The 10,386-nt window shown below is 65.7% G+C and carries 13 protein-coding genes; 6 read left to right on the top strand and 7 right to left on the bottom strand.

What is annotated here, in order from left to right; genetic code table 11:
• Positions 1-26 precede the first annotated feature (26 nt).
• Genes ACQY8M_RS33635 through moaA form a run of 5 tightly spaced genes read left to right on the top strand, consistent with a single transcriptional unit; the run spans position 27 to position 3,300 of the window.
• Entirely contained in the window at positions 27-1,607 is a 1,581-nt protein-coding gene (locus ACQY8M_RS33635; protein WP_428665646.1) for a cisplatin damage response ATP-dependent DNA ligase, read from the top strand.
• Positions 1,604-1,831, top strand: coding sequence for a hypothetical protein (locus tag ACQY8M_RS33640; protein ID WP_428665649.1), 228 nt, complete (start codon positions 1,604-1,606; stop codon positions 1,829-1,831). The genes ACQY8M_RS33635 and ACQY8M_RS33640 overlap by 4 nt, the downstream gene beginning before the upstream one ends.
• Complete coding sequence (locus ACQY8M_RS33645; RefSeq protein WP_428665651.1) at positions 1,828-1,971, top strand: hypothetical protein; 144 nt, start codon at positions 1,828-1,830, stop codon at positions 1,969-1,971. Before ACQY8M_RS33640 ends, ACQY8M_RS33645 begins: the two co-directional genes overlap by 4 nt.
• Positions 1,953-2,255 carry a DUF2252 family protein gene (locus ACQY8M_RS33650; RefSeq protein WP_428665653.1) on the top strand — a complete coding sequence of 101 codons (303 nt, stop codon included), beginning with the start codon at positions 1,953-1,955 and terminating at the stop codon, positions 2,253-2,255. The genes ACQY8M_RS33645 and ACQY8M_RS33650 overlap by 19 nt, the downstream gene beginning before the upstream one ends.
• Before the next feature lie 52 nt (positions 2,256-2,307).
• The gene (moaA, locus tag ACQY8M_RS33655; protein ID WP_428665655.1) at positions 2,308-3,300 is read left to right on the top strand and encodes a GTP 3',8-cyclase MoaA; all 993 of its coding nucleotides are present in this window, start codon (positions 2,308-2,310) and stop codon (positions 3,298-3,300) included.
• Here the strand turns inward: moaA and ACQY8M_RS33660 are convergent.
• From ACQY8M_RS33660 to ACQY8M_RS33670, 3 genes are all read right to left on the bottom strand, one after another.
• A complete protein-coding gene (locus ACQY8M_RS33660; RefSeq protein ID WP_428665657.1) occupies positions 3,297-4,229 on the bottom strand; it encodes a DMT family transporter in 933 nt (310 codons plus the stop codon). The genes moaA and ACQY8M_RS33660 overlap by 4 nt on opposite strands.
• A gap of 104 nt (positions 4,230-4,333) precedes the next feature.
• A complete protein-coding gene (locus tag ACQY8M_RS33665) occupies positions 4,334-5,038 on the bottom strand; it encodes a gamma-glutamylcyclotransferase (protein ID WP_428665660.1) in 705 nt (234 codons plus the stop codon).
• A gap of 14 nt (positions 5,039-5,052) precedes the next feature.
• Positions 5,053-5,520: a MaoC family dehydratase gene (locus ACQY8M_RS33670; protein ID WP_428665662.1), complete on the bottom strand. Its 468-nt coding sequence runs from the start codon at positions 5,518-5,520 to the stop codon at positions 5,053-5,055.
• Between the two features lie 116 nt (positions 5,521-5,636).
• Here ACQY8M_RS33670 and ACQY8M_RS33675 point away from each other — a divergent pair, with 116 nt between their 5' ends.
• Positions 5,637-6,458: an enoyl-CoA hydratase gene (locus tag ACQY8M_RS33675; RefSeq protein WP_428665664.1), complete on the top strand. Its 822-nt coding sequence runs from the start codon at positions 5,637-5,639 to the stop codon at positions 6,456-6,458.
• A gap of 278 nt (positions 6,459-6,736) precedes the next feature.
• Here ACQY8M_RS33675 and ACQY8M_RS33680 read toward each other — a convergent pair whose 3' ends face one another.
• The 4 genes from ACQY8M_RS33680 to ACQY8M_RS33695 form a co-directional block, all read right to left on the bottom strand.
• Positions 6,737-7,534 (bottom strand): ABC transporter permease, encoded by a 798-nt coding sequence (locus tag ACQY8M_RS33680; RefSeq protein WP_428665667.1) that lies wholly within the window; start codon positions 7,532-7,534, stop codon positions 6,737-6,739.
• The gene (locus ACQY8M_RS33685) at positions 7,534-8,358 is read right to left on the bottom strand and encodes an ABC transporter ATP-binding protein (RefSeq protein WP_428675572.1); all 825 of its coding nucleotides are present in this window, start codon (positions 8,356-8,358) and stop codon (positions 7,534-7,536) included. The genes ACQY8M_RS33680 and ACQY8M_RS33685 overlap by 1 nt, the downstream gene beginning before the upstream one ends.
• Before the next feature lie 4 nt (positions 8,359-8,362).
• A complete protein-coding gene (locus tag ACQY8M_RS33690) occupies positions 8,363-9,409 on the bottom strand; it encodes an ABC transporter substrate-binding protein (RefSeq protein WP_428665669.1) in 1,047 nt (348 codons plus the stop codon).
• A gap of 104 nt (positions 9,410-9,513) precedes the next feature.
• Positions 9,514-10,377: a crotonase/enoyl-CoA hydratase family protein gene (locus ACQY8M_RS33695; RefSeq protein WP_428665672.1), complete on the bottom strand. Its 864-nt coding sequence runs from the start codon at positions 10,375-10,377 to the stop codon at positions 9,514-9,516.
• Between the last annotated feature and the right edge of the window lie 9 nt (positions 10,378-10,386).

Consider the following 10,386-nt stretch of genomic DNA (forward strand, 5'->3'; position numbering starts at 1 on the left):
AGAGGAATCCGAAAGAAGACCGCCTGATGCAGGCCTTCGCCCAGCTGCTGGACGCGCTCTCCTTCCAGCCTGCGCGCAATTCCAAGCTGCGGCTGATCGAGACCTACCTGCGGCAAACGCCCGATCCCGATCGTGGCTGGGCGCTGGCGGCATTGACCAGCGGGCTCGACTTCCCGGCCGCGAAGCCCGCCCTGCTGCGCAGCTTCGGCGAGGAGAAGATCGGCGCCGAGCTGTTTCATCTTTCCTATGACTACGTCGGCGATCTCGCCGAGACCCTGGCGCTCATCTGGGAGACGAAGCCCGAGGCCGGTCCGCCGCCGACCCTGAGCGAGGTCGTCGAGACGCTGCGGAATGCGACGAAGATGCAGACACCGTCGATAATCAAGCGCTGGCTCGATGCGCTCGATTCGACGGGCCGCTGGGCGCTTCTCAAGCTGCTGACCGGCGCGCTGCGCGTCGGCGTATCGGCGCGCCTCGCCAAGCAGGCCGTTGCCAATATCGGCAACCAGCCCGTCAGTGAGGTTGAGGAGGTCTGGCACGGTCTCAGCCCACCCTACCGTCCCCTGTTCGACTGGCTGCTGAACGAAGGTCCGAAGCCCAGGAGCAACATGGGCGGCGCCTTCCTGCCGCCGATGCTCGCCAACGCCATCGAGCGCGCCGAGCTCGATGCGCTCGATCCCGCACACTTCCGCGCCGAATGGAAGTGGGACGGCATCCGCGTCCAGGTCGCCTCGTCGGGCGGCGTGAAGCGGCTGTACAGCCGGGCCGGCGAGGACGTTTCCAAGTCCTTCCCCGACGTCGTCGACGCCATCGACTTCGAGGGTGTGTTCGACGGCGAGCTGCTGGTGCGCCGCGACGAGGCGGTCGCGCCCTTCAACGACCTGCAGCAGCGGCTCAACCGCAAGCTCGTGACGCCGAAGATGCTGAAGGAGCATCCCGCGCATGTCCGCCTCTACGACGCGCTGTGGCTGGAGGGCGAGGACCTGCGCGTGCTGCCGTTCGTCGAGCGTCGGGCGCGACTGGAAGCGTGGATGGCCAGGACGCCGCGCCAGCGCTTCGATCTCTCGCCGCTGGTCCCGTTCACTGACTGGGCGCATCTCGCGCAACTGCGCGAGGAGATGCGCAGCGACGGCATCGAAGGGCTGATGCTGAAGCGCGCCGACTCGGCTTATCTCGCCGGCCGGCCCAAGGGCCCGTGGTTCAAGTGGAAGCGCGACCCGATGCTGGCCGACTGCGTGCTGATGTATGCCCAGCGCGGCCACGGCAAGCGCAGCTCGTTCTACTCGGACTTCACCTTCGGCTGCTGGCGCGAGGCGGCCGACGGCACGCGCGAGCTCGCGCCGGTCGGGAAAGCCTATTTCGGCTTCACCGACGAGGAATTGCGCTGGCTCGATAAATGGGTGCGCGATCACACCACCAACCGCTTCGGGCCGGTGCGCGAGGTCGAGCCCAAGCTCGTGCTCGAGATCGCCTTCGACGGCATCGGCCGTTCGACCCGCCACAAGTCGGGCGTCGCCATGCGCTTCCCCCGCATCAATCGCATACGCACTGACAAGCCGGCCAGCGAAGCCGACACCGTCGACAATCTGCTGCGCTTCGTGCCATGACCTCGGCGATGGCCGAACTTCCCCCCGGCGCCGTGCCGGCCCAAACCCATATCCAGTCGATCGACGAACGCGCATCGCGCGGCCGTGCTCTGCGCGCGCACCAGCCGCGCGAGCAGCAGGCCACCTGGAAAGCTCCCGCCAATCGCCGCAATCCCATCGAGATCCTGATCGAACAGGGCGAGCGCGGCTGCCCAACCTGCTGCCGCTGCGATACACCCGCATGAAGGTCTCGCCCTTCGCCTTCTTTCGTGGCGGCGCTGGCGACGCCCGAGCGGCGGCTGGTGTTCGACATCAACGACTTCGACGCAACGGCGGTCGCGCCGTGGGAATGTCGCCGCCGAGGCGATGCACGCCGACTATCTGAACTCCCTCTATCTGGCGCCGCGCGTCCTGCTCGAGCGCTTCCGCCTCGCCGACGTCGCGTACAAGGTGGTCGGGATCGGCTCGGTCGGCAAGGTGCTGGCCCGGGCTCACGCCCGCACCGCCGATGCCGTCGTCCTGGCCGCCTATCTCGGCAAGAGCACCGTCCTGGACGAGGCGATCAGGATATTCGCCTACGCCTATGCCGAACAGACCGAATCGGACCATGCGGCCCTGCAGCAAGCCATAAAAGCCGGCCGATTGCCCGACGCGGCACAGGATTCTTAGAGGTCTTCCGGGCCTTGCAGCGCACCTGCGCCATCCCCATTATCGGCGGGACATGATCGATCCCTTCGGCCGCCATATCAGCTACCTCCGGGTCTCCGTAACCGACCGCTGCGACTTCCGCTGCGTCTATTGCATGGCCGAGGACATGACCTTCCTGCCCAAGGCAGAGGTTCTGTCGCTCGAGGAACTCGAACGGCTGTGCAGTGCTTTCGTCCGCCGCGGCGTCAGGAAGCTCCGCTTGACCGGCGGCGAGCCGCTGGTCCGCAAGAACGTCATGTCGCTGTTCCGTGGCCTGGGGCGGCATCTCGACAGCGGCGCGCTCGAGGAACTGACGCTCACCACCAACGGCAGCCAGCTTGCCAAGTATGCGCGCGAGCTCGCCGATATCGGCGTGAAGCGCGTGAACGTGTCGATGGACACGCTCGATCCCGACAAATTCCGTCAGCTTACGCGCTGGGGCGACCTCGGCCAGGTGATGCGCGGCCTCGACGCCGCGCAGAACGCCGGGCTGAAGATCAAGATCAACGCGGTCGCCCTGCGCGGCGTGAACGACCACGAATTCGGCGACATGATCCGCTGGAGCCACGGCCGCGGCATGGATCTGGTCCTGATCGAGGTCATGCCGATGGGCGAGATCGGCGACCAGGCGCGGCTCGACCAGTATCTGCCGCTGTCGCTCGCCCGCACCGGCATCGAGCGGCAGTTCACCCTGACCGACAGCGACTACCGCACCGGCGGTCCGGCCCGCTATTTCCGGGTCGAGGAGACCGGCGGACGGCTGGGCTTCATTACGCCGCTCACCCACAATTTCTGCGAGGCCTGCAACCGCGTGCGTCTGACCTGCACGGGCACGCTCTATATGTGCCTTGGCCAGGAGGACGCCGCCGACTTGCGCGCACCGCTGCGCGCCTCGGAGAGCGACGAGCTGCTGGATCGCGCCATTACCGAGGCGATCGCCCGCAAGCCCAAGGGCCACGACTTCATCATCGACCGCCGCCACAGCGCGCCCGCCGTGCGCCGCCATATGAGCGTGACCGGCGGCTAGACTTCCGTCGCCTGCCCCGTCGCGGTGTCCGCCGACTTCACGGCCGCACGCCGCACCGCCTCGCGGTGGGAGATGTAGAGCGCGCTGGCGAAGATCACCGCTGCGCCGACGAACGTCCAGACGTCGGGCTGCTGGAAGAACAGGAAGTAGCCGAGCAAGGTGTTCCACAAGAGCGACAGGAAGCCGATCGGTTGCAGCAAGGTGATGTCGGCGAGCTGATAACCGTTCTGCTGGCAGATATGTCCGAGCGTGCCGCACAGGCCCGCGGCGACGAACCACAGCAGATCGGTCGGGCTCGGCGTCTGCCAGAACCAGAGCGCCACCGGGCAGGCGAAGACCAGGATCGTGAGATGCTGCCAGATCACGATCTTGTTGGCGGTCTCGGTCCGCGCCAGCGCCTTGGAGATCAGGTTCGAGGCGGAGAAGATCGGGGTCGAGATCAGGATGCAGATCGCGCCCAGGCCGAGATCGCCGATGCCCGGCCGGATGATGATCATGGCGCCGGCAAAGCCCACCGCGACGGCCATCCAGCGGCGCATGCGCACCTTCTCGCCGAGAAACATCGCCGCGCCGATGGTGACGAAGATCGGGCCCGTGAAACCCAGGGCGGTGATGCTGGCCAATGTCGTGAGCGGCAGGCCGATGAACCAGAGGAACATGCCGCAGGCATGGATGCAGCCGCGGAACAGGTGGAGCGGCAGGCGATTGGTGCTCATGGCACGATGGAGGCCGAGCTTCAGGACGATCGGCAGGAGCATCAGCGTCCCGAAGAAATAGCGCATGAACGCCATGACGTAGGGATTGAGGTGCTGCGAGGGGATCAGCGTGAAGACGTTGAGCAGGGCGAACAGCACACCCGACATTCCGACCCACAGGATACCGCGCAGGTTGGGCGGCATCGCATGCCAGCGGTCGACGAAAGCACTCACAACCCGACTATGTCATAGCGACTGTATCACCGCACTTGTGGTCGCCATGAGATTTTCGAGAAGCGGGATATCATCGCTGGAGAGCGGCGCTCCCAGCCAAGAAATTAGTCGGCCGCGATCGGCGGCACCGACGGTGCCACGTCCTCGCCGCGCAGATGCGCCACGCGCGCGATCATGTCCTCGATATAGGGGTCATGGATGCCGAGCGCCCGAGCATGAGCGGCGGTGTTGGCGAGATAGTCGCGGCTGGTGCCGCGCCGCCCTTCGGCGAAGGCCATGTGATGCGCCTGCTTCTCGATCGACAGGTCCCCGCAATACTGAGAGTGCCCGGGATCGACCTCGAAGGTGACCGCCGTGACGCTGCGCCCATCACGCAGCGTCGTCGCCACCCATTGCGGCCTGTAGATGCCGGCCAGCATCTCGCGGTTCCACAGGATCGCCAGTTCGCGCTCCACTCGGTCCGGCGCCAGGCGATAGGCGATCCCCTCGCACGCCCCGCCCGGCTCCAGCGCCAGCATCAGGCCGGGCAATTCGGGCGTACCGCGCCCTATCGGCATCCAGAAGCAGAAGGAGCGGTGCCAGCCCTCGATCCGGCACGGCAAGGATTCGGCATAGTCGAGCGCCGGATTCCACATCAGCGAGCCGTAGGCGAAGATCCACGCCTCCTCACCGGGGGCGTAACGCGCCAACGCCTCCTTCAGGCTCGCCGCCCGCTCCTCGGCCGAGAGGAAGAAGTGATAGCCGGCGGCGCGGGCTTCCTGGATGATCTCTTCGATCCGCTCGTCGCTCAGTTCCTCACGCTTGAGCAACGCCGGCTCTCCGCTCAGGTGCCGTAGACGATCGCCATCGTCTCCGCGACGCAGGCCGGGCGCTCCTGGCCTTCGATCTCGACGGTCATCTCGTTGGTGAGCCGCACGCCGCCGCCCTTCATGGGATCGGCCGCGATCAGCTTGGCCCGCGCCCGCACCCGCGATCCCGCCGGCACCGGGCTGGTGAAGCGCACCTTGTTGCAGCCGTAGTTGATGCCGTTGCGCACGTTGTTGATGTGCGAGATCTGCTGGTTGAGCATCGGGATGAGCGACAGCGTCAGGAAGCCGTGCGCGATCGTCTTGCCGCCCGGCATGTCCGTCTTGGCGCGCTCGACGTCGACGTGGATCCACTGGTGATCGCCGGTCGCCTCGGCGAACTGGTCGATCCGCTCCTGGGTGACGTCGACCCAGTCGCTGACGCCGATCTCCTGACCGACGTAGTTGTGCATCTCGTTGGGATGGGAGAATTCCCGCTTGGCCATTTCCTAACCTCTGTTCGATTCTTCGCTGCCAGCAACGATACAGCAACCTGCATTGTATCGTCGCGCCCTTTTGCCCATCATGCGAGCCACAAAAGCGCACAGGAGGACGCCCGGCCATGACCTACGAGACCGTTCTGTACGAGGTCGCGGACCACATCTGCACCATCACATTGAACCGTCCGGAGAAGCTCAACGCCTGGACGCGGCAGATGCATTTCGACCTCAAGGATGCGATGCAAAATGCCGGCGCCGATCCTGACGTACGCATCATCATCCTGACAGGTGCCGGCCGCGGCTTCTGCGCGGGAGCGGACATGGGCGGCCTGCAGGCGATCGGCGCCGGCGCCTCTGCCGATCGCAGCACGAAGGCGGGCGCCGACCTGCCCGGCGGCAGCACCTTGGCCGAGTTCCGGATGAACTACTCGTACTTCCCCGCGATCCCGAAGTTCATCATCGCCGCCATCAACGGTCCGGCGGCCGGGCTGGGCTTCGTCATCCCGCTCTACGCCGACCTTCGCTTCGCCTCGGAGTCGGCCGTGTTCACCACTGCCTTCGCCCAGCGCGGCCTGATCGCCGAGCACGGCGTGAGCTGGCTGCTGCCGCGCCTGGTCGGATTGCCGGCAGCGATGGACCTGCTCTGCTCCGCCCGCAAGTTCCGCGCGCCCGAAGCGCTGTCGCTCGGCCTGGTGAGCCGGATCATCCCCGACGACAAGCTGATGGCCGAGACGCGCGCCTATGCCCGGCTGATGGCCGACACCGTCTCGCCGCGTTCCGTCGCCGTGATGAAGCGCCAGATCTGGGAGGCCGAGTTCCAGACACTTTCAGAGGCGACGGTCCAGGCCAACCACGACATGGAACTGTCGTTCCAGACCGCCGACTTCAAGGAAGGCGTGGCGCACTTCCTCGAAAAGCGCGCGGCGCGGTTTACGGGGAAGTAGCCCACCTCTGTCGTACTGAGCGAGAGACGGCAAAGGGCGCGAATCTGTCGTCCTGAGCGAAGCGAAGGACCTCACGCCAACCCCAAAGAACGCCGTTGAACGAAGCGCCAGATCCTTCGCTTCGCTCAGAGTTGTAAATTTTTGGGCCGACGGTGAGATGACCGGTCTGGCAACCCTCCCGCCTCATCCTGAGGAGCGAGATCATCTTTGAGTCGCCAAGTCGATTCTTTCACAAGCTCCCAGGATGACAGGGGTGCTCGGGGCGACTGCGCGCGACGCTACACCTTCTCCGTCTCGCTTGCCTTGGGTTGCCAGGTCATCAGGCGGCGTTCGACTACGCCGACGATGGCGTCGAGCACCAGTGCGAAGGCGGTCAGCACGATGATGCCGGCGAATACCGTGTTGATGTCGAACGTGCCCTCGGCCTGCAGGATCAGGTAGCCGACGCCCTGCGAGGAGCCGAGATATTCGCCGACCACGGCGCCGACGAAGGCGAGGCCGACGGCATTATGCAGGCTGGCGAACACCCAGCTCATGGCCGACGGCAGGTAGATCGAGCGCAGCAGCTGGCGGCGCGAGGCGCCCAGCATGCGGGCGTTGGCGAGGAGGGTCGGGCTGACCTCGCGCACGCCCTGGTAGACGTTGAAGAACACCACGAAGAAGACCAGCGTGACGCCGAGCGCCACCTTCGACCAGATACCGAGCCCGAACCACACCGCGAATATCGGCGCGAGCACGACCCTGGGCATCGAGTTGAAGCCCTTGATATAGGGCTCCATCACCGCCGACGCGGTGTTCGACAGGGCGAGCCACAGCCCGATGCCCAGCCCACCCACCGAGCCGATGACGAAGCCCAGCATCGTTTCGAGCAGAGTCACTCCGAGATGAGGGAAAATCTCGAGCGAGGTGAACCACTCCACGATTACCCAGAAGACCTTGAGCGGCTCACCGAAAAAGAAGGCTGCGCGGTTGTCCTGCTCGAAATAGAAGCTCGGAATCAATCCGGGTTTGGTGAAGACGTGCCAGAGCAGAATCAGCACGGCAAACACGGCGAACTGCAGGAGGCGAAGACGCATCACGCCGCCTTCTGCGCGTGATAGGCCTTCAGCACTTCTTCCTTCATGGCCGCCCAGATCACACGATGCAGGTCGAGGAACGCGGGCGTCATTCTGATCTCGGAAACATCGCGCGGGCGCGGCAGGTCGATCCGGAAGTCGCCGATCGGATGCGTGCCGGGGCCGGCCGAAAGCACCACCACACGGTCCGAGAGGGCGATCGCCTCTTCGAGATCATGCGTGATGAAGAGCACGGACTTGCGGTCTTCGGCCCACAGCGCCAGCAACTCGTTCTCCATGAGTTGCCGCGTCTGCACGTCGAGTGCCGAGAACGGCTCGTCCATCAGGAGGATGTCCGGGCTGAGGATCAACGTCTGCGCAAGAGCGAGGCGCTTGCGCATGCCGCCCGACATCTGGTGCGGATAGCGGTCGCCGAAGCCGGCCAGCCCGACGCGACGCAGCCACTCCTCGCCCTGCTGCACAGACTCGGCGCGGGGCGTGCCGCGAAACTCGAGCCCTGCGATGACATTGTCGATGCCGGTGCGCCACGGCATCAACGCGTCGGCCTGGAACATGTAACCCGCGCGCCTGTTCACGCCGTTGGCCGCGACCAGTCTCTCGCCGAACACCGAGATCGTGCCGGATGACGGCGAGAGCAAGCCCGCCGCGACGTTGAGCAAGGTCGACTTGCCGCATCCGGTGGGTCCTACGACCGATACGAATTCGCCCCTACCGACGGCCAGGGTCGCGTCGGACACTGCGGTATACGGCAGCCCGCCGTCCCGGCCGGCGAAGCGGCAGGTGATGCGGTCGAAGGCCAGCGCCGGCGCGTCGGTTGCCACGATGGCCTTAGGACCGCTTCTTGGCGTGCTGCGCGAACTCGTTGGTCCACGTGTCGGCAAGCTTGATCTTGTCCTTGTCGGCCGCGAGCTTGGGGTCCGCCCCGACCAGGAAATTCAGGCAGTTCTCCTGGGCTCCCGCAGGCATCAGCCCGTCGGGCGAGATGGTTTCGCGGACACCGGCAAACGACTTCTCATAGATCGCGCGATCGCCCAGAAGATAGCCCTCCGGCACCGTGTTCGCGACCTCGGCCGGCGACGCCATCTGCAACCATTCGTCGGCGCGCACGATCGCCGTGGCCAGCGCCTGGGCGGTGTTCGGAGTCTTGCTGAAAAGGCTCGGCTGGGCATAGAGGCATGCTGCCGGGAACGGGCCGCCGAACACCTCCTGGTTGCCCTTCGTCGTGCGCGTGTCGACCTTGATCTCGATCAGGCCCTTGTCCTCCAGCATGGTGAGCGCCGGATCGGTCTGCGACACGCCATCGACCGACTTGTTCTCGATCGCCGCAACCACGGAAGCACCGGCACCCACGCCGACCGCCACCACGTCGGAGCCTTTAAGACCGCCCTTCGCCGCCCAGCTCAGCAGCAGCATATGGGTAGACGATCCCGGCGCGGTGACGCCGAACTTCAGGCCCTTGATGTCGGCAGGCCCCTTTATCTTGGCCGCCAGGTCCTTGCGGACGGCGATCGATATCTGCATGCCACGGCCGATCAGGGCGAAGCCTTTGATCGGCTGTCCACGCTGCTGCATCCGGATCGTATGCTCGTAGGCGCCTGCCGTGACGTCGGCGCTGCCGCCGATCAGCGCTTCGAGGGACTTCGAACCGCCCTGGAAGTCGTTGATCTCGACGTCAAGTCCCGCATCCTTGAAGAAGCCTTTCCTCTCCGCGATCGTCAGCGAGAGGTAATAGAGTGCAGACTTGCCGCCTACGGCGAGCACGACCTTGCTCTTCTCGGGCTTGCTGCCCTGGGCGTGCACGATGGCGGGCGCAGCGACAAGAGCAGGCACGGCGGCCAGAATTGCACGGCGCCGCAGACGCAGCAGCTTGGTCATGATTTCCTCCGAGGGGGCGTTTGTTGCGGCGGAGAGTGCCGCAAGCGGATGCCTCCATCAACCGGCGCGCTGTCGCGCCACAGTCTCCCGGTGAAGTTCGGACCCTACTTGAACATCCGCTCTTTCCACCACGGGTAATAGGACGGCATGCCGTCGCTGACCTTCATCGGGAAGCGGGCCGGACGCTTTTCCAGGAAGGCGGTCACGCCCTCCTTGACGTCGGCCGACTTGCCGCGCGCGTAGATGCCCTTGGAATCGACCTTGTGCGCCTCCATCGGATGGTCTGCGCCCAGCATCTTCCAGATCATCTGCCGATTGAGTGCGACCGAGACCGGCGCGGTATTGTCGGCAATTTCGCGCGCCAGCGTGTAGGCGGCGGGCAGGAGTTCCTCGGGCTTATGGACCGAGCGCACGAGCCTGCCCGCGAGCGCCTCGTCGGCAGGGAAGACGCGCCCGGTCATCACCCATTCCAGCGCCTGCTGCGGGCCGACGAGGCGCGGTAGGAACCAGCTCGAGCAGGCCTCCATGACGATGGCGCGGCGGGTGAAGACGAAGCCGTAGCGCGCCGCCTCCGAGGCCAGCCGCACGTCCATGGCGAGCTGCATGGTGATGCCGACGCCGACCGCCGGCCCGTTGCAGGCGGCGATGGTGGGCTTCAGCGAGTCGTAGAGTCGCAGGGTGAACAGGCCGCCGCCATCGCGATGGCCGTCGAGCCCCGGATCGATCGGCCCACGATTCTCGGCATTGAAGGTGTTGGCACCGCCCGAGAGGTCCGCCCCCGCGCAGAAGCCGCGACCGGCGCCGGTGAAGACCACCGCGCGCACGTCGTCGTCGCGGTCGGAGCGGTCCATCGCATCGAGCAGCTCCGACAGCATCTTGCCGGTGAAGGCATTGAGCTTGTCCGGCCGGTTCAATGTGATGGTGAGGATGCCGTCCTTCGCCTCGTACTTGATCTGCTCGTAGTCCACGGTCGTCTC

The organism is Reyranella sp., assembly GCF_965279465.1.
Classification (GTDB): Bacteria; Pseudomonadota; Alphaproteobacteria; order Reyranellales; family Reyranellaceae; genus Reyranella.

Bases quoted from the DNA above. Each gene is read 5' to 3' on its own strand.
- moaA (WP_428665655.1), top strand. From the start codon at position 2,308: ATGATCGATCCCTTCGGCCGCCATATCAGCTACCTCCGGGTCTCCGTA.
- ACQY8M_RS33650 (WP_428665653.1), top strand. From the start codon at position 1,953: ATGCACGCCGACTATCTGAACTCCCTCTATCTGGCGCCGCGCGTCCTG.
- ACQY8M_RS33635 (WP_428665646.1), top strand. From the start codon at position 27: ATGCAGGCCTTCGCCCAGCTGCTGGACGCGCTCTCCTTCCAGCCTGCG.
- ACQY8M_RS33675 (WP_428665664.1), top strand. From the start codon at position 5,637: ATGACCTACGAGACCGTTCTGTACGAGGTCGCGGACCACATCTGCACC.
- ACQY8M_RS33645 (WP_428665651.1), top strand. From the start codon at position 1,828: ATGAAGGTCTCGCCCTTCGCCTTCTTTCGTGGCGGCGCTGGCGACGCC.
- ACQY8M_RS33640 (WP_428665649.1), top strand. From the start codon at position 1,604: ATGACCTCGGCGATGGCCGAACTTCCCCCCGGCGCCGTGCCGGCCCAA.
- ACQY8M_RS33670 (WP_428665662.1), bottom strand. From the start codon at position 5,520: ATGGCCAAGCGGGAATTCTCCCATCCCAACGAGATGCACAACTACGTC.
- ACQY8M_RS33690 (WP_428665669.1), bottom strand. From the start codon at position 9,409: ATGACCAAGCTGCTGCGTCTGCGGCGCCGTGCAATTCTGGCCGCCGTG.
- ACQY8M_RS33680 (WP_428665667.1), bottom strand. From the start codon at position 7,534: ATGCGTCTTCGCCTCCTGCAGTTCGCCGTGTTTGCCGTGCTGATTCTG.